Origin of the sequence: Providencia sp. PROV189 (assembly GCF_028480065.1) — a bacterium.
Taxonomy (GTDB): Bacteria; Pseudomonadota; Gammaproteobacteria; order Enterobacterales; family Enterobacteriaceae; genus Providencia; species Providencia stuartii.
In genome coordinates this window covers 180974-200320 of sequence record NZ_JAMPOG010000009.1, presented here as the reverse complement: position 1 = coordinate 200320, position 19347 = coordinate 180974, and the positions used below count along the sequence as shown (strand labels likewise).

At 43.4% G+C, this 19347-nt stretch carries 19 protein-coding genes; 3 read left to right on the top strand and 16 right to left on the bottom strand.

All coding sequences use genetic code 11. From position 1 onward, the window contains the following. Positions 1-16 precede the first annotated feature (16 nt). The gene (locus PR833_RS07870; protein WP_072502199.1) at positions 17-3016 is read left to right on the top strand and encodes a TonB-dependent receptor domain-containing protein; all 3000 of its coding nucleotides are present in this window, start codon (positions 17-19) and stop codon (positions 3014-3016) included. A gap of 48 nt (positions 3017-3064) precedes the next feature. After that, complete coding sequence (locus PR833_RS07865; protein WP_053110717.1) at positions 3065-3820, top strand: energy transducer TonB; 756 nt, start codon at positions 3065-3067, stop codon at positions 3818-3820. Positions 3821-3839: 19 nt separating this feature from the next. On the opposite strand, the gene PR833_RS07860 is transcribed toward PR833_RS07865, so the two are convergent. Continuing rightward, positions 3840-4271, bottom strand: coding sequence for a hypothetical protein (locus PR833_RS07860; protein WP_272526008.1), 432 nt, complete (start codon positions 4269-4271; stop codon positions 3840-3842). A 628-nt stretch (positions 4272-4899) separates the two neighbouring features. Between PR833_RS07860 and PR833_RS07855 the strand changes: the two genes are divergently transcribed. Further along, positions 4900-5238: a hypothetical protein gene (locus PR833_RS07855; RefSeq protein ID WP_036943823.1), complete on the top strand. Its 339-nt coding sequence runs from the start codon at positions 4900-4902 to the stop codon at positions 5236-5238. A 57-nt stretch (positions 5239-5295) separates the two neighbouring features. On the opposite strand, the gene PR833_RS07850 is transcribed toward PR833_RS07855, so the two are convergent. The 15 genes from PR833_RS07850 to PR833_RS07780 form a co-directional block, all read right to left on the bottom strand. Next, positions 5296-6939: a thiamine pyrophosphate-binding protein gene (locus PR833_RS07850; protein WP_060561326.1), complete on the bottom strand. Its 1644-nt coding sequence runs from the start codon at positions 6937-6939 to the stop codon at positions 5296-5298. 68 nt (positions 6940-7007) lie between these two features. Beyond that, a complete protein-coding gene (locus tag PR833_RS07845; protein ID WP_060561325.1) occupies positions 7008-8477 on the bottom strand; it encodes an aldehyde dehydrogenase in 1470 nt (489 codons plus the stop codon). 13 nt (positions 8478-8490) lie between these two features. After that, on the bottom strand, positions 8491-9285 hold the full coding sequence (locus PR833_RS07840; protein ID WP_014658163.1) for an aspartate dehydrogenase: 795 nt from the start codon (positions 9283-9285) through the stop codon (positions 8491-8493). 10 nt (positions 9286-9295) lie between these two features. Then, positions 9296-10090: an SDR family oxidoreductase gene (locus PR833_RS07835; RefSeq protein WP_014658164.1), complete on the bottom strand. Its 795-nt coding sequence runs from the start codon at positions 10088-10090 to the stop codon at positions 9296-9298. A gap of 14 nt (positions 10091-10104) precedes the next feature. Continuing rightward, on the bottom strand, positions 10105-10944 hold the full coding sequence (locus PR833_RS07830) for an alpha/beta fold hydrolase (protein ID WP_036943831.1): 840 nt from the start codon (positions 10942-10944) through the stop codon (positions 10105-10107). A 15-nt stretch (positions 10945-10959) separates the two neighbouring features. Then, entirely contained in the window at positions 10960-11478 is a 519-nt protein-coding gene (locus PR833_RS07825) for a cupin domain-containing protein (protein WP_004918950.1), read from the bottom strand. 30 nt (positions 11479-11508) lie between these two features. Further along, positions 11509-12732, bottom strand: coding sequence for an MFS transporter (locus PR833_RS07820; RefSeq protein WP_376738366.1), 1224 nt, complete (start codon positions 12730-12732; stop codon positions 11509-11511). Between the two features lie 70 nt (positions 12733-12802). Next, positions 12803-14017, bottom strand: coding sequence for an NAD(P)/FAD-dependent oxidoreductase (locus tag PR833_RS07815; protein ID WP_004918952.1), 1215 nt, complete (start codon positions 14015-14017; stop codon positions 12803-12805). Between the two features lie 4 nt (positions 14018-14021). Further along, complete coding sequence (locus PR833_RS07810) at positions 14022-14948, bottom strand: VOC family protein (RefSeq protein WP_060561322.1); 927 nt, start codon at positions 14946-14948, stop codon at positions 14022-14024. A gap of 110 nt (positions 14949-15058) precedes the next feature. Further along, on the bottom strand, positions 15059-15835 hold the full coding sequence (locus tag PR833_RS07805) for an IclR family transcriptional regulator (RefSeq protein WP_060561321.1): 777 nt from the start codon (positions 15833-15835) through the stop codon (positions 15059-15061). 31 nt (positions 15836-15866) lie between these two features. Beyond that, positions 15867-16622, bottom strand: a complete 756-nt coding sequence (locus PR833_RS07800; RefSeq protein WP_272526006.1) for an SDR family oxidoreductase — start codon at positions 16620-16622, stop codon at positions 15867-15869. After that, entirely contained in the window at positions 16615-17652 is a 1038-nt protein-coding gene (locus PR833_RS07795; protein WP_004918962.1) for an aromatic ring-hydroxylating oxygenase subunit alpha, read from the bottom strand. The genes PR833_RS07800 and PR833_RS07795 overlap by 8 nt, the downstream gene beginning before the upstream one ends. A gap of 64 nt (positions 17653-17716) precedes the next feature. After that, a complete protein-coding gene (locus PR833_RS07790; RefSeq protein WP_004918964.1) occupies positions 17717-18025 on the bottom strand; it encodes a recombinase-like helix-turn-helix domain-containing protein in 309 nt (102 codons plus the stop codon). A gap of 2 nt (positions 18026-18027) precedes the next feature. Further along, positions 18028-18342 carry a nitrite reductase small subunit NirD gene (gene nirD / locus PR833_RS07785; protein WP_004918973.1) on the bottom strand — a complete coding sequence of 105 codons (315 nt, stop codon included), beginning with the start codon at positions 18340-18342 and terminating at the stop codon, positions 18028-18030. A 462-nt stretch (positions 18343-18804) separates the two neighbouring features. Further along, the gene (locus PR833_RS07780; protein ID WP_004918975.1) at positions 18805-19230 is read right to left on the bottom strand and encodes a universal stress protein; all 426 of its coding nucleotides are present in this window, start codon (positions 19228-19230) and stop codon (positions 18805-18807) included. Positions 19231-19347: the final 117 nt, after the last annotated feature.

Sequence of the window (19347 nt, the reverse complement as noted above, 5' to 3'; positions counted from 1 at the left end):
ATTTTAGGTGTTAACAATGAAAATAAAAAAAATCATCACAATGAATATTGTGACAGGGATTTCGCTTACCTTAATTTCCGGTTTAGTGTTAGCAAAAGAACAAGAAGACCTCGGTACTATTATTGTTAAAGATAACGCAGAAACAATTAAGGAACGCGATCAAAAAGGTTATGACGATCAGTATGATAAAAATGAATCCAATATTTACCTCGGAAAAGATCTTGTTGAACGTTATAAAGGAACTAACCCAGCAGATGTGCTCAATAGTGCGGTAGGGGTGTATAGTGGAGATGCACGTAATAGTGGTGCATTAGACCCCAATATTCGGGGGATACAAGGTCAAGGCCGAGTACCAGTCACTGTCGATGGCACAGAGCAAGCCCAAACAGTGTGGCGAGGATATAACGGAGCCAATAATCGTAATTATGTTGACCCAAATATGATCAGCAGTATAACGATTCAAAAAAGTGCATCCTTAAACCCTAATGTGAAAACATCGGTTGGTGGGGGCATTGCGATAAAGACACTTAATATTGATGATGTCGTTGCTCCAGATGAAACGTTTGGTTTTGATTTAAAATTGGAAACCAGCAGTAATTCAACAAAACCAAGAGTACCTAATTTAGATTATGGGCATGACTATCGAGATGACCCTGCGATTATGGATAATATAAAAAATGGTAACAAAGCAAGAATGCTGTTTAATGATCCAGGGCTGCTAGTTACGCCTAAATCTCGTGGAGACGCAAACTTTTTTAATTTTAAAGATAATGCAGTTAGGGTCGCGGTGGGAACTCGGCAATCACGTTTCGATATCATGGCGGCTTATAGTTATCGAGACCAAGGAAACTACTTTGCGGGTAAACGTGGAGCTAATCGCTATAAAGATGATGTGTTTAGTTATGACCCGAAGAACCCATCTAAACCGGTTGACCCCTATTTGCCTTTTGCTGCGAACGTGTTTGCACCAGGTAAAGAGGTAACTAATACCTCCAGTGAAATGGAGAGTTATTTAGTGAAAACGAATCTATTTTTATCTGACTCACAAAAGGTGTCATTAGGATATACCCATACGACGAACCACTATGGGGAAATCATGCCATCAAGGATCAGTTTCATGGAGTTAGATGGAAAAGTGCCGCAATGGACACTCGCGAAATTTAATATTCAAGCTTTTCATGCCGACTATTATTTAAATCCTGAAGATAATCCATACGTAAATATGAAACTTGGTTACTGGATGACCAAAACAACGAGTGATACGAATACTTCAGGCGGTTTTCCTCGAGAGCCTAAAGAGCGTGATATGGGGTTTGAATATGGGTGGATGCCTCGCAACCCTAATATTGATGGTACGTTAGTACCGGGTGCATCCTTGAATTCAACGAACAAACGACAAGGCTTAAATTTATCTAACCAAATGGCATTAACAAATAGCCTTGATTTAACTTTAATGGGGAGTTTTAGCAAAGAAACGGTTGATACAGAGGATGATATTTTTGAATATTCAGGGAGTTCTACATCGACGATTTTCCGAGCTGTACCGAGAGAAGGGGAAAGGCAAGAGAATACATTCGCATTTAATTTTGAATGGCGGCCAACAGATTGGTTGAATGTGACGGCTGGTGCTCAACGAACGAGTTATTGGTCGAAAGATCATTTATTAGATAAACGACGCGATGCGAAAGATGTTAACTTTGCGAGACCTCATCAACTACTCTCCAAAAACTATGATATTTCACGCACAATTACACAAAATGAATATGACACATTGACTCGTTTTACCAATGCTGAAGGGCAAAAATTAGATGACGTCATGGATTCGCCTTATTATTTAGAAAGGTTTGTTGAGGAAGCGCTAAATTTACAAAAACATTCTCTCGATTATGCGGGATTCAGATCTGCAAATGGGCAAGGGGAGTTCCGCATAGATGAAAAAAATAAGGCTAAATGGCGACCCGATGGAAAAAATAAACTGACCCGAGAAACCAACCCTTTTTATAATGGTACGATTGATACAAAAGCACAGACTGTCGATCCATTTACAGGCAAAGTGGTTAATCAATATATTCCCAATCAATCTCGCTCTAGCGATGAACAGGAAGATATTCGCTATTTATCCGAAGAAGAACGATTCCGCCATCAGGGGAAAAAGAAAGCACATGCTTGGGCGCCTTCCTTTTCCGCTTCTGCCTATTTAACTGATAATGACCGAGTTTACGCGAGCTATACGGAAACGGTACGTATGCCTAGTATCTTTGAGGATACGGTAGGTTTTTCTGGCTCAAGGGGTTATGCGTCACTCACCGAGAAGTTTGAGCCTGAACGCGGTAAAACAGTGGAAGTGGGTTATGTGCGTAATTTACAAAGTCTACTGGGTGCAGAACGTTTTGCTGACGTGCGTATTAATTATTATCACACGGTCATTGAAAACGCGTTTGAACGGGATATCTATCTCAAGTTTACACAAGTAGATAAGCACAAAACATCAGGTATTGAGCTACAAGCTCGTTATGACAATGGTAATTATTTTGGGGATATTGGGCTTGATTACCGTTTGCAAAATGAGGTGTGTGATAGTGCCTCCATTGCTGCTTTAGATCCAACTAACAAGTTTAATATGTCTGAATGTGTTGATGCGGGCTTTCCTGGTGGGTTCTTACGCACACAATTACAACCTAAATACAGTATTAATGCCAATTTAGGGATGCGTTTTTTGGATGAGCGTTTAGAAATTGGTAGCCGCATGCGTTATCACAGCCGTGCTGAAAATAATGACGAAAAGAAAATGATGGATAAATATCCGGCCAACTACGCACCTTTAAATAATAGCCCAATGCGCTGGGAGCCTGTATTTGTTGCCGATGCTTACGTCAGTTATGGCATTTCAGACAACGTCAAAATGGAATTGTTAGCGACAAATATTCTTGATGAATATTATGTGGATCCACTCACTCGAACCATGATGCCTGCTCCGGGTAGAACGTTACGATTGAATTTTACAAGCCATTTTTAAAGCAAAATGCCCTTCTTGTGGTACTAAGAAGGGCATCTTAAGATTCTCATGAAAAAGACGCGTTTTTTAACTGTTACTCTGTCTGTTTTGCTGCACGCTGTCATTATTATGGGCTTTATTCATCTGGCTCAAGAAGAAAAAAATCAACAGCATCAAGCGGTAATGGATGCGCCAGTGATGTCGATTGCGTTAACACACGCTATTGAAGAAACTGCGCCAACAGACTCAGATATGACACCCATGGTTGAGCCTGAAGCGGAGATTGTTCCGCCTGTTGTCGTGGAGACGGCACAGGTAGTGCTACCAAAAAAAGAGAAGAAAATTGAGCGACCTAAAAAAAAGGTCAAAGAGCCAAATAAGCGTTTAAGCGAGAAAAAAGAGGTTGAACAGCAAAAAGTATCTACCAATAAAATAACCAAGTCGGCAATAACACCACAGCAGTCACAACAAGGGGAAACGGCGGCATCTTCCCCTTCGATGGGGAAGGTGGGGCAACCTAAAAATGGGATGTCAAACCTAGCAGATACTCAGCAAATCAATGCATACAGGGAAAAATTACGCCAAGAAGTTGAAAGGCATAAACGCTATCCTCGGCGCGCCAAAAGTATGAAGAAACAAGGTGTTGCTCAAGTCCAATTTAGGTTAACGGAGACGGGAGAAATAATGTCAGCGCGTATTGTGAGTAGTTCAGGTAGTGAACTATTGGATAACGCTGCGCTCGCTGCTGTTGAAAAAAGCCAGTCAGTAGGGAAGCCACCTTCCGGCTTTGCTCACATAGTCACCTTTAAAATTGAATTTAAATAGCGATTGTGGGTGGCACACATCATTCAGTTGCCGTAGATATTTTTTCGCCAATAAAGTTAATCGTTGAAATCCCTTTTTCACAGGCTGTTTCTTTCAGTGTAGAAGGGGTTTTTTCTGCTGATTTTTTAAGGTTGTTTAGCTGCTTAACATATTTTTCTGAACCTGCAATTGTCGGGTTCTCTTCTAAATAACCTATCAGTGAATCTATTTGTTGATAGAAATAGTCGCATTGACTTTGATTGGGTTCAATTTTCTTGAAATTTTTTAGCCTTTCGGGAATTAAGTTTGCTGTATTATCTTTAACTAATTCAGCATATTGCCCATTTTTAATTTGTTCGACAGTTGAGTCAATTTTGCTTTTTAAGTTAAAAAACAGAGCTCCCACGACAATAATGGTGATCAGCAATACCACATTTACAAAAAGGCTAATTGGCAACAAATACTTTTTCATAGTAATCCCTTAGATATCAGGTTTGTTGTTGATATATGTATTTTTCCATCGAACCTAATATAGCACTTAACTTGAATTACAGTAAAATAAAATATGCAAGTAACCTCTAATATTAAAACGGTGATTAAGTGTCTCTAGAATAAAAGTGATTTTTAAGGCAAACAGTATGGTGCTACAGCGTAGGATAAATAAACTACCTGTTTATAGGGTAAAAAGGAGATTGCATAAAACGCATTGTTTATTTGCATAAAGATCAATGTTCAGTGATCCGCTAGCGAAGTATATTAGGTTTGATATCCTTAGGATATAAAGGAAAAATGCAGTAGCCAGTAAATTATTTCTGTTGGTGAGAAATCATTCAGGCTGATATTCCTTTGAGTTTGTTATTCGCCATATTAACCACGATGGTGAGAGTCTAAATTTCAAACGAATATTATTCGCTTAATTCCCCATTCAGTTTGAATTTAGTTAATGCTTATTAATAATCTTATGATTGCGTTTTTAAAATCTGAACTCGCTATATGTTTTATTTTATTTTTATTAATTAGCATTTTAATTTATGGATAAAAACCTATCGACTGCTGGGTTTTTATCAATCATTTTATATTAATCAGTCTAAGGTTATTTTATGAATAAAGTATTATTTTCTATTATAGCAACATTCTTTTTTTGTTCTTCAGCGGTAGCACAATCACAGGCTCACGATAAGGTACGTACGCATGAAAATGCGCTGATTGCTTTAAGTTTTACAGAAAACAGTACCTCTCAAGCTAACCAAATTGCGATGGCTAGGCATGCTGAAAAAGCCAATATTGAAAAGCCAACGATTAATGGCCTATCGAAAACGTTTTCAAATATGGATGCCCATGAAAAAGCCGCGACGGCATTAAGTTTCACAGAAAATAGCCAATCGTATGCTGTACAACGTGTGATTAATCAACATATGGCAAGAAGCCAAACTAAATAAGCTTAATGAAATAGCGCATAGACACTCTATGCGCTATTAAGCATTTAGCAATGTGAATTAAAATAGTTTTTTCTGGGGAGGCCCTGAGAAATTCATTTTACCAATATTTTCCATAAGGACTTCTACAACGACAGGCTGTTTTAATTCGACGGCACGTTGTAACGTAGATTTAAAATCTTCTGCCTTATCAACGGTTAGTGCTTTAATTCCCATTGATTCTGCTAATCGCGTAAATGAAGGAGTGAGTAACTCATTATAATATTGCCGATCAGCGAAATATTTCTCTTGGATCCCGCGCATAACACCATATCCATGGTCATTCATAATAAGAAGCACAATCGGTAGTTGCTCTTGTGCCATGGTAGCAAGCTCCCCAATACCTAGCATTAAACCACCATCGCCAACTAAGCCAATAACGGGAGTCTGAGGATTCGCTTTAGCGCTACCGATAGCCATTGCTAAGCCTAATCCAATCGCACCAGCCAAAGAGTGAATATTGTGTAATGGCTGAGTCGCTTTTAGTAAGCGGCTTCCCCATAAGCTACCTGAAACGGTGATATCTCGCACAAATATACCGTGATCTGGCAGTGCCTGCTCAACCGCATCGCTTAATTGGCTGTATGGTCCACATTGCGCTCTGAGTTGTGCTTCGGCTTGCTGAGTGGCTTCTTGGACTTGTTGTTGCCATTGTGGTGAAATTGTTCGCTTAGCTTGCTCGAGTTTGCTGGCTAATGCGTTCAGAATACTATGGCAATCGGCAGTAACCACCAAATCTGCACGATAGTTTCGATTAGCCGCTAGCGGATCGATATCAATTTGAATTAAAGGTTGCGGCAAGGGTAATGACCACGTTTTGGTTTCATTACTGCGTAAACGAGAGCCAGCGACGAGTGTGATATCGCAAGAACGCATCAATTTATCAATAGCATCTGCGTTATGGAAAGCGCGTAAGCTAAATGGATGTTCGTCAGATAAAATACCTCGCCCATGCGTACTACTGATCACCGCTACCCCCTGATCTGCCAATTTTTTAATCGCATCAGAGGCGTGTAGCGCACCACCACCAATCCATAATAAAGGGCGTTGTGCATGCTGTAATTTTTGCCAAATCGCATCGACTTGATCCGCCGTTGCTTCTGGTAAAGGTTGAACTGTCAGTGGTGCGCTGAGTAGCGATAAGGGAACTTGTGCGCTTTGTATATCAATCGGTATTTCGATAGAGACGGGGCCACAAGGAACGGTTTGTGCAACTTGAATGGCTTTATGTAAGACGGCAACCGCTTGTTCGGCGCTATGGACGCGAAATGCTTGCTTAGAGCTGGCTTTTAAAAAGCCAAGTTGATCGCGCGTTTCGTGAATAAAACCGGCATCCATATCCAGATACGCTTTTTCTACTTGCCCTGTAATATGGATAATTGGCGAGCAAGCATTCATGGCTTCAATCATTGAGCCCACGGCATTACCCGCGCCGGCTCCTGTGCTGGTTAAGGCGACGCCAAGTCCGGTGAAGCGACCATGTGCATCAGCCATGGTAACGGCACCCGCTTCCCCACGGCTAGGGGTGAAGTCAATCATGCCACGGCGACCAATTGCATCTGCAATCGGCAGGTTGTGGATTGAGATAACGCCATAGACGGTACTGACTTGGTATTGTTCTAATGTTCTGGCGATCGCCTCGCCAACCGTGATTGTCTCATACATAGTGTTCTCCTTTAGAATTTGATAACCAATAATTTGCAACGTGAAGATATTTACGGATGCATGGTCATTTATTCACACCAACGGTTTGGTTGTGGGTTTAGTGCCAGAAAAATACTTTTTTGCTGCATATAAGCTTTGAGGCTTTCAAGGCCTTTTTCTCTACCGAGTCCACTCTCTTTAAACCCACCAAAAGGTGTTGAAATGGAGAAAACTTTGTAGGTATTGATCCAAACAGTACCAACATCTAAAGCATCTGCTAATTTAAAGGCGCGAGTGTAATCTTGCGTCCAGATCCCCGCAGCAAGGCCATAAATAGAATCATTGGCTTCTTCTATGAGTTGCGCTTCATTATCAAAAGGGATAACGACCAGCACAGGCCCGAAGATCTCTTCTTGGCAGACAGAAGCTTGGTTATTCAGCCCTTCAATAATGGTTGGTAAATAATAATTCCCTGCTTGTAAGTTAGGGTCTTGGGGGATAGCTCCGCCAAGGCGAATTGTGCCACCTTCAGCGATTGCTTGGTTGACGTAGCGAATAACACTTTCTCGGTGTTCGGGGGATATCAAAGGGCCGACATGAACCCGTTCTTGGCGAGGGTCTCCGATAATGAGTTGTTGAGTCAGTGCAGTGAGCTTTTCCATAAAAGGTTCATAAACAGCACGTGAGACGAACAGCCTAGAGCCTGCAATACAAGCTTGCCCCATTGAACTGAAAATACCATAACAAACGCCATGTGCCGCAAGGTTGAGATCCGCATCTTCTAAGACAATAGTAGGAGACTTGCCACCAAGCTCTAGTGACGTTGTGATCAGTTTTTCTGCCGCAATATGTGCGAGTTGTCGGCCTGTATTGGTGCCGCCAGTAAAGGATATTTTTTTCACTAAAGGATGGCGGACAAGTGCATCACCAACGATAGAGCCTTTACCGGGGAGTACGCTGAGTAAGCCACTCGGTAGACCCGCTTGCTCAAATAATTCCGCGAGTTTCAATGAGATAAGCGGGGTCGCCTCGGCGGGTTTTAATATCACAGCATTGCCCGCAGCTAGTGCAGGTGCAATTTTTTGCATATCGCTAGCAATCGGTGAATTCCATGGTGTAATAGCGGCAATAACACCTAGGGGTTGATATGTACTTAATGTCATCATATCGGGCTGGCGACGAGGAGGCAGCTCTCCGCCACTGACTTCGCATACGGCGGCAAAATAACGGGCTGTTGCCGCGGCACTCATGACTAGCCCACGAGCTTCTGCCCAAGGTTTACCATTGTCGAGAGTTTGTAAGCGGGTTAGCTCGTCTGCTTGCTCTTCGATTAGCATACTGACGTTGTGTAAAATAGTCGCGCGTTGATGTGGGGGCATATTGCGCCAACTTGGCGCTCGCCATGCACGCTCTGCCGCCTGAACCGCTTCTTCAACATCACTTACACTGGCGCTGTTGAGCGTGGCGATAATGTGTTGGTCACCCGGAAAGCGAGAGCACATTTCATTACCGCGCCCTTGTTGCCATCGTCCACCGACAAATATATTGAGTTTTTTCATGGGAATTCTCCAGTCAGATAATGGCATCTTGATCTGCAATGCGACGGCAAATTTCGACGGCACTTAATGCAGATAGCAGGGATGTTTTAGGATTTGAAGGTAATGGGTTACCATTTAATTCGATACAAAAATGGCCAAAATCACCAGTAACCTCAATGCGATGACTATTTTGCTTGGTCGTCGGGTCGACCATAAGTTCGACTTTTGTTTTATCCATACCGATACCGTAGAGGGCAACCGTCGCCGCCACATTGGCATTTGCGGGGAATTTCAGTGCCGCCTCGCGTGCTGTTCCGTGGAAAAAAACCGTTGGCTCTGTAACCGTATCTAGGTCGATGTAATTTTCAGCCGGACCATTGCGCCAGCTGGCAGGACTTTTACGTGATTGGTAGGTTACTTGGCGGATTGCGGCTTCTTTTGCACAACGTAGTCCATCGAGACCAGCAACAGCCCCTGATAATGGGATAAAGATAGCGTGGTGTTGTTGAGCTTTTTGGCTTAGCGTTTGTGCTAATTGCGCATCCGCCAATGCGCCAGTTGAAATCACGGCTAGCGTCCAGCCTTTTTCTAAAACCATGGGGGCATACTGTTTGACAGCATGTTGACTAGCACACTCCAAGACTAAGTCTGGTTTTTGTGAGGCGTGCGTCGGGCAGCTTAGTGGTATCACACGGTTTTGAAAGCGTTGTTTGATATCATTGTGGTGATGTTCGCGGGCCACTATCCAGCCTAGCTCAATCCCAGCAGGAAGCCGTTGGATCACTTCATTCGCCATAGCACCATATCCGATAAGCATCAGTGTTTTCATCATCGTTCCCTTAAATGTGGTGGCAAAAACCGCCGGAGACATCTAACGCCGCACCAGAGGTAAATGAAGCCATTGGTGAAGCTAAAAACACCAATGCTCTAGCAGGCTCTTCTGGTTTCCCTAAGCGTTGCATTGGAATGCCGCGTTTTTTGGCGATCTCACCAATCCAACTGTGCCAATCAAGACTTTTGTCGCTACGCGCCTCAAAGCGGCGACGCCATTGCTCTGACTCCACCATGCCGAGCAAGATAGAATTGACACGAATGCCTTTCGGCAGAAGGGTTTTCGATAGATTAAGCGTGAGATTGAGTAAAGCCGCGCGAGCGGCAGAGGTCGCTACCATATGAGGCTCTGGTTGTCTTGCTAATAGCGAGTTGACACAGGTAATTGACGCGATATCTGACTGTTCTAACAAGGGCATAAATGCATTAACGGGATTGATAACGCCAAACAATTTAAGTTGCGCTTCTTGTAACCAAGCTTCTTCAGGCGTATCAGCGTAGTGAGCCACATATCCTTGACCTGCATTATTAATCAGTAAATCGACTTGCCCAAAATGTGTTTGTACTTGCTGTGCAAATGCCTCAGTTTGCGTTTTATCCAGCACATCGCAACAGACAGCGAGCAACTTAGCGTGTGGATAGGCCGCCTGTAATGCGTGATGTGCCTCGGTCAGTTTATCTTGGTTTCGACCACAAAAGGCGACATGACATCCTTCGGCTAACAGGAGTCGGACTGTGGCTAGGCCAATTCCTGAACTTCCTCCAGTGACGACGGCGACACGATTTTCTAATTGTAAATTCATAGCGCTTTCCTTAATCAAACTTCTACTACGGCATAGGTCGCCAAAAATTGCTTCAGGTAATGATTAAATGGCTGAGATGCATCGAGATAACTTGCATGTCCTGCTCGTTCAATATAGGTAAGGGGGCAACTGTGTTGCTGAGCGAGTATGTGCACTTTTTCAGGCGGCGTAATGGTGTCATCAAGGCCAACAACCATTTGGACGGGGCCTGAATAAAGATTGAGGTAACGGCTAATATCATCGTGAGCCAACATCCATGCTGCGGCTAAGAAACCGCGAGGGTTAAGTTTACGCATGGTTTGCCTTACCCAATCAATCTGTGGTTCACTGGCAGATGGGCTTAGTAGGGCGGCGGCACGATGCTGTGCATAATATTCAATACCTGAATTGAAGACGATTTCTCGTCGTTGTTCATAAACCTGTCTCTGTTCAGTTTTATGTTTAGTTGCGTAGCCTTGCGCCGGATTAGCTAAAAATAAACCTTTTATTTTTTGTGGATATTTTGCAGCGAACGCACAGGCCATGATGGCACCAAGTGAATGACCAACCAATACAACTTGAGGAAGATCTAAGCCATCGATAAAGGCCGCTAATGCTTCTGCATAGTCATTGGCGGTTGGGGTGTCGGTAGTCAGGGCTCGGCTATTGAGGTAGCCTGGTGCATCCCATGCCAGCAAGCGGTATTGCTGGGTCAGTGATGAATCTGTCAGTTGATAAATCCACGATGCAGAGCCTGAGCTAATACCATGAAGTAAGATCACCGTTTCACCGTTCCCGGCTTCACGCCAATTCAAATGATATGAGCCGAATTCAGCGGTTTGGATAGTGGGTAAATGTTCAATAGGCAGTTTCATCACTGAATTCTCCTGTTAACTACGTTTGACTTTTGATAATGGATGATCGTCTGGGTAAGTCGGAATGGCAGGCTTAGGCGTACCGATCATTACGCACATCAACGCTTCTTCTTCACCATGATTAAATAAACCACGGTAAATCCCAGCTGGAACCGAAATTAGGTCACGCTCTTTGAGCACGGTTTCATACTCCTCATCCCCATCTTTAATAAATAAGGTGATGGTTCCTTTGAGCATGAAAAAGACTTCTTCAACATCAGGGTGCAGGTGCAGCGGTCCTTCACACTTTGAGGGCAGTACCATGGTTGAGAAGGTAAAGTTTTCCGCGGGAACGGTATTGGCATCGTTGGCAACCCCTGTCGCCCCCGTACCGATGTAACGCATCTGCGCCCGGCGGTATTTAGGGTCAAAATCCGCCTGAAATTTCAATGCATTCCAGTCATATTTGCGGCCTTCAAAACGGGCGATGCGTGATTCAACCCAATCCGCCATCGAGATGCCTTGTGGTTTTATTTGATTCAGTTGTTGTGACATAGTGATATCTCCTGATATTGAGTAGTTAAATCAGTATCTTTTTATAAGGGGGATAAGTAATACGCTGCCGATCAAACCGATAATGACAATAAATAACAGGCCACTATCCATATTGTGGGTGAGGGTGATTAATACCCCCATTAACAACGGTGCGGCGGCACCCGCAAGGTTGCCTAATCCATTGAAAATACCGCCAGCGAGTGCACTGACTTGCTTTTGTGTCGCTTTGGCCAGAAGAGCAAATATATTTGGAGCACCAGCCCCCCACATAAACATGCTAAAGGCCATCATTAAAATAATGCTGTAGGTACTGGTGAGAAATAGCACACCTGAAAGGCCGATTACGGCGCCAAGTAATGAGATAAAACAGACTAAGGCACGACGATCATAACGGTCAGAAATCCATGCTCCTATCGCTTCACCAAATAACATGGCGATAAAGGGGAGTGAGGATAAGATCCCCGCGTGCTCTAAATTGATTGATTTGCCTTTGATTAAATAGCTTGGCAACCAGCCGTTCATGCCCCAGAGGTAAACTAAGAAGGCAATATTAAATAAGCAGATAATCCAAAAATGGCTATTGCGTAACAGGGTATTACGTTGAATTTTAGCTTCTGCCATGTCTTTGGTAGAGACTTTGCCATCCACGTTTTGTGTTTGCTTATTGACTAAATTGGGGTGGCGAATGCCGATAACGACTAGCCACCATACGGGTACAGTGAAAGCCGCCATAACGAAAAAGGTGCTTTGCCAGCCAAAATTATTCAGTAAGTACAAGGAAATTGGAAAACCAAGAGCCGCACCAATAGGCGTGCCTAATAACCAAAGCATTGTCGCTCTTGCTTGCATTTTTTGTGGAAAAGTACGGCGCACGATGGCATAGGAAATGGCAAGTAATGGCCCTTCAGCAATACCTAGTAATACTCGAAGAAAAACCATTGTGGCGTAATGGTGAGTAAAACCCATAAAAATCATTAAAATACACCAGCTACTGATCATAAATAGCAGCATTTTGGTGGGGTGAAATTTATCGCCAATCCCACTGAGCAGCATGGATGACACGCCATAGGCAAACAGGAATGCACTCATCAATAGCCCAAGACGTGTGGGATCAAAATCAATTCCTAGAGCTTTTTGGAACTGTTCATCAGAAAATAGGGCGGCAATACTAATTTTGTCGAAAAAGGCTAACAGTACGCAGGAAAATAGTGCGATTGGGATCAACCAGTTCACGCTTTCTTGCGGTGATGCCATTTCATTTTCTTGTGTCACTGAGGGCACGGGTATCGGTTGGTTTGCCATATTATTTCTCCTACCTGCACATTTACTTCAGTGACATCAGTGAAAAATTAGGATCTGCAAGTTCCGATGGGGATAACTTGCGGCTGTTTTGCATCCACCTTTTGCCTAGCTTGATGGAACGAGGGTCATTAAATGCGACCATCTGAACTAATTCGTTGTCATCATTCAGTGAAAAATGCACTTCAGCATTTGGTGTGATGCGTTGGATATGTTGGGTTGCTAGTGGGGTTGGGATCCCTAAAATCTGGATATTGTCTTGATATTGATCTGACCATAGCCATGCAGGGTCATTAAAATCCTCACTGTGGGCATTAAGCATGGCTTTGGCGGTGGTAATGGCTTGGTTTTGTGCATAAGCCCAAGATTGTAAACACAGGGATAATGTGGGATGACAAGCAACATCGCCAGCAGCATAAATATCAGGGTGAGATGTTTGCCCTTGTCCATTGATCACAATACCGTGTGTGACTTCAAGGCCTGCTGTTGCCGCTAGCTCAAGATTTAATTCAACACCGATCCCCATAACAGCAAGATCAAAGGATTGGCTAGGCTGCTTAGCACAACTGATCCGTAAATCATCGTGACTTTCATCGAGCAAAATTTCGCCACAATCGGTTATGATTTCTACTCCCGCTTGCTGGTGGCGTTGCGCGAGTGCGTTTGAAACAGATGCAGGTACACTACGCTGACATAAGCGCTCTTGGCGTTCAAAAACGGTAACGTCAATGCCCATTTGGCGTGCAGAGGCCGCAACTTCTAAGCCAATCCATCCACCGCCAATAATGGCCATTTTTTTAGCGGACAACAGCGCTTCACGTAAACGTTGCCCATCATCCCAAGTACGCAGTGCAAATACGCGAGGATGCGATTGCCAAGCAGAAGAGAGAAAACGAGGCCGGCCTCCCGTTGCAATTAATAATTTATCAAAAGCTAAATGGCGACCATCACTGAGCTGCACCTGTTTTTTGTTGGCATCAATATGGGTCGCACGAACAGGGCGATACCAAGTCAAATTCAGAGAGTCCGTTTCATCTTCACTAAATAGGCGTGATAGAGGGGTGCCCTCCTGTTTCAAAGCTGCCTTTGATAAAGGCGGTCGTTCATAGAAATCATGTGGCTCATCACTAATAACAGATAAAATGCCTTGGTAGCCTTCATCTCGTAATGTTTTTGCGGCCCAGCCACCGGCTTGCCCGCCGCCGATAATGACAATACCGCCATCAATAAGTTGTGTCATGGCATCACTCCTTGTCTTTTTTCACTTGTCGGCGTGTTTCGTGGTCGATACCACCTTCAACCGCCCATTCGGTAAAGGAAACGAGAGAGTGCTCTAGTTCACGGGGTTGCCATTTTTCGGTTAGATAGTCGTCGTTGGTGTAGTACTCAAACGCACCGCCCGTTGGGCTATTGACATACCAGAAGTAGGCAGACGAAATAGGGTGACGACCCGGGCCAATAAAAGTACTCCATTTTTGGCGGTTCATGGCGAGGCCACCGCCAATCACCTCATGAATATCGCGAACCGTAAATGCCACATGATTCAGGCCCCGCCCGCGATGAGGCAGCTTGAGTAGGAATAAATTATGGTGGCAACCATTAATTTGTGTACGTAAAAAAACCGCACGGTCGATATAACGGTCAGACACTTGGAAGCCCAGTTTTTGGCAATAGAATGCTTCTGTGGCCTGTAGGTCATCAACAAAAAAGACCACATGACCAATATTAATGGGGGTTGCTTTGTCATAAACAGGGCTTGGCGCATCAATACGACGAATATCTCCCCACTGGTTGATAGGGGAAATATCGACGGTAACATCTTGTTGTTGGCTAATCGTAAAAGCCACCGTCATACCGTTTGGGTCAAGGCACTGTGCCCCATCAGAGGTGAGTTGAAAGCCTGCACAATCTTCAATCTGTTTGATGACCTGTTCGAGTGTAACGCGGTCTTTTACGCCCCAAGTGATCCGTCGTAAGGTGGAGCCTGATTCAAAAGGTGTAGGCAAGCGGGGATCATCAATCGATGAAAGGGCGACGCTTGCACCGGACAGTGTTGTAAAATAAGAAGGGTTATTGGGTGATGTTTGCAGTCCAAAATCCTGCAAGAATTGCTGACAAGCGGCAAGGTTATCAACACCAAACTCTAATTTTTCAATACCAATGACTGACATAATTTGACCCTCTATATAATCGTTTTTTATTGCCGACCTTGTTTTTGGGCAAGCAGAGGCCTGAGGCTTATGGCAATAAACCTAATATTTAGTTTTATTTATGGGTAACGCTATACCGCTTTAGCGGAGGTTATTCCGCCAATAAACTCAGTAAGTTTTTGGGCTGCATTGCTCACTTCATTTTGTAATCGTTGGCGTTCTTGCGCGGGAATGCTATCCATTGGCACCATAATACTGATCGCCGCCTCGACACCGTGGTCTCGGTTGTAAACAGGGTAAACAATGGAAGAGATACCCCGACGGTAAAAAGACTCTCCGATAACATAACCCCGTAGCCGGTCTGCTTGGATCATTGTCCAAAATGCCTGTTTACTTCCCGCATCATCAGGTAACTCATCATCAGGATAGAGGGTATCGAACTCCTCTCGACTTAAGCCACTAAGTAACATCCGACCAATTGAGGTGCGGTGAGCTAATAACCGAGTACCAACACTCACGTGGTTAATTTTTGATTCGGCAGCACTAACCCGAGCAATATAAATAATGTCTCGCCCATCGCGTATGACGAGGTGACTATTGCACTGGCTACGGTCGCGTAATTGTTCAATGATCGGTTGGCCTAACTGTGTTAGATCGAGTGAGGCAATGTACCCTAAACCTAAGCTAAGCACTTTGCGACCGAGTGAAAAAGCCCCTGTCCTTGGGTGTTGTTCGATAAAGTCTAAATGCACCAAAGTTTGTATTGCACGATAGGCCGTCGCTTTCGGCATATCGATTAGACGTAAAATTTCAGCAAAGGTTAGCTCTCGGTGCTGCTGTGCTAGGAGTAACAAAAGCTGCAATCCTTTTTCCAAACCGGGGATCAAATATTTGCATGTTGAACTCAAAGCGTTAACCTCCCCGCATTAAGCGGCGTCTTTAGTTAAATACAAACCCACCATTGACGGGGATCAGTTGGCCCGTCACAAAATCGGCCATTGGCGAAAGCAAATATAAGACAGTACCGGTCACATCTTCGGGCTTTTGCTCCCCTTGAATAGCACGCCCATTTTCATAAAGCTGGTGGCGCTCAACTGGTACATATTCGGTGGCTTCAACTTTAGTTAGGCCAGGCGCGATAGCATTGACACAGATCCGGTGTGTGCCAAGCTCCCTTGCCATTGAGCGTGTCATGCTAATAATTGCCCCTTTGCTCGCGACGTAAGCCATCAGCTTAGGGGCGCCCCATAGAGCTGTATCAGAAGCAATATTCACTATCTTGGCATTTCTACTTTGGCGCAAAAATGGGAGTGCCGCCTTTGTCACTAACCATGTGCCTCTTACATTAACGGTCATGACGCGATCCCATAGATTTAAGTCGTACTCATCCAATGTTTTGCCGCCAACGCCAGTGGCAAGGGCGGCATTATTAACGAGGCCATCAATATTGCCTTGTTGACCAATCTGCTGAAAAACATGCGCTATGGCCTCGGGGTCGGCAATATCTAAGTTAAAACCATCGGCAGTCAAACTGGCTTGGCGTAGCTGGGTAATGCTTTGCTGTAGGCGATCACTTAATATGTCGCACAGGATGACGTGAGCACCTTGTTGTGCGATCGCTTTCGCAAATTCAAAGCCTAAGCCTCTTGCTGCACCCGTAATGACGATGCGTTTGCCTGCCAGTAAATTATGCATTTGACGTTTCCTTATTATAAATTTGGTCAAATTGCTTTTTGGCTTCACGTTGCATAATACGGCGTAGGCGAGATAGCCCAACATCATGCTGATAAAGGAACTCATGTTGGCGAGCATTAGGCGCCATATTTTCAAGGATAATACGGTCTTGCTCTAAAACATCCCAATGTAATCCCTCTAAGCGATTACGGTACATAAAGCGCCAGAGATCACGTTGCCAATCTTTTACTTTACGGATACGCCAAAAGAAGACGCGGGTATTGAAGCGATCTTCTGGCACAACCATTCCGATGATCCAGAAGTGGCCACCCGGTCCGAAACGTTTTTGATAAGGGATGGATAGGCGTAGCCAGTTCGCGCCAGTACTGGCAAATTCAACCCAATCAAAATTCACCCCCATTTGGTCATTTTTGCGGAAGATAAACCCATTTTGAGTCGGTTCTAAAATCATCTCTGATTGCTTATCACCGTCCGCCATTGAATGCGAAGAAGAGTGGAGATAAGTGCCATGCATGGGATCCATGACATTTTCGAGTGCATATTGATAATTACAATGCCAAGTGGCTGTACATAAGAAATGGCTATGATTTTCACTATCCGCCAGCTCTTCAGGGAACGCTAGCGTCGGTGGCTCTTCATCAGTAATGGCAAAATAAAGAAAGATTGCGCCATGATATTCTTGAACTGGGTAGGTTTTTAGGCACTTTTGACCTTCTAATGGACATTGGCTAACAGCAGGAACATCTTTGACAATACCATCGCCTCCAACTTCAACGCCGTGATACCAGCAGGCAATACGTTCACCTAGGTTCCAGCCCATTGATAAGCGTGCACCACGGTGAGGGCAGCGGTCTTCAAGCGCATGAATTTGACCTTGCTGATCACGCCATAACACAATTTGTTCTTCTAAGCGGGTGATACCGATTGGGTTGCTAGTGACTTCCCAACTGGATAAAACGGGATACCACTGGCCTCTAAGTCCAACGTCTAAATAATCTTGATAGTTCTGAAGTTGTGCATGAGTTGTCATAATCTGCTTCCTGTTGTCGTGGGGTATCGTTGGTTATTATTATTTCTGCGTCACTGGCAGGAGATTAATACCCGTTTACTTGAAGAAATTCGCGAAAACTGGCTTCATTCCATGGTTGTCCTTGTCTATCAAAGAGTTGTCTTTGATTGAGTGCACTAATAATTTGCTCGAGAGTTTCAATACCTGAATCAAATAAGATTTCCAATGTGGCAATGAGAGCGGTTTCATAGTCATCAGGGAGACGTGAGCGAGTTTGCCAAACGATATTTGGCGCCGTTCCCGGTGCTTGGATTTGCCCTTTACCGCCTTCACGAGCCGGTATAATTTGGTGATTAGCAGGTAAGTAAGGGTTGAAATTCTGTATCGGTTCCATTTCTACTCCTCAATAAAGCTAATTTCGATTTGGTTGTTATTAATGCGAGTCTGGTAGGTTTTGAGATCGCGACCACCTGGCTCACGTAGGCATTTTCCTGTTTTGATATCAAATACAGCCTCATGAAGTGGGCACTCCACTTTGCCATCCTCAACAAACCCTTGACTGAGTAGGGCATAGGCATGAGGGCAAACATCTTCCATGGCGTAATATTGATCATCCACTAAGAAAACACCGATCTCGGTATCATTGACTCGGGCTGAATAAGGAAATTCTTCTTGTACTTGCGAGACATCACAAATCGCGACCCAACTCATATTGTTTCCTCCACAGCAAAATAGTGTTGTTTCATATATAAAACATTGTTTATTATTTAAAACTAGCCTAATAGGCTGAGCGATAAACAGTCAATCGAATGTTACTCATATGTAAAATATTTGTTTTGAAATGTGCAGTGTGTCGAGATTATGGTCATTTTTAGTTTCATATGAGAAACAAAATGGGCTGAAAATAGTGTGACTATCGTTTGATGGATAAAATCATAAAATAAGGGATTATCATTATTTCACGGTAAATTACCCACTATAGTGGTAAAAAATAAATAACAGCAAAGAGTGAGAATTATTTCTGATATGAGAAAGCCTTTATCCATTAAGGCGTTTTTTTATTTTCTTCAGAGAGAAGGAATAGGAAAATTGAAAGGAATGAGATTTAAAAGTTTATATTTTTTAGTTTGTTACTAAGAATTAAATTAAAACCCACCGAAGTGGGTTAGTGAATTATCGTACTGTTAAGACAGAAATCTTAGAGTTTTGGATGATCATCGAAGCTGTTGATCCTAAGAAATACGTTGACATTCCAGGGCGTCTAGAACCAATAACAATCAAATCTGCTTGAATATCATCGGCAATACGCAAAATTTCATCCCTAGGCGTTCCCATGACGACCTGAGCGGTAAACTTTTCTTTAGGAAGATTAAAATCTTTAATAATATCAACTAATTGATTTGTTACTTTATCTTGTTCGCTATCTGCCTTTTCGGCAAAACCAAAGCCCATAGAGGTATAAAAAGGGATAGTAGGAATAACGGCTAAAAAATGAATATGAGCGCCTTCTTCCTCCGAAAGGTATTGAATATGAGGAAGTACAAGGTTTGCTAAATTTTTCTCTGTAATATCAATAGGAACTAAAATTTTTTTATACATATTGTTCTCCGAACAATTATCCAAGCCTATTTAAAATCTATCCGTTAAAAACAATCAGTAAAAATAAAGATAAGTTTAATATTTAATCAATTTAACATCTTATAGCCAATACAAAAA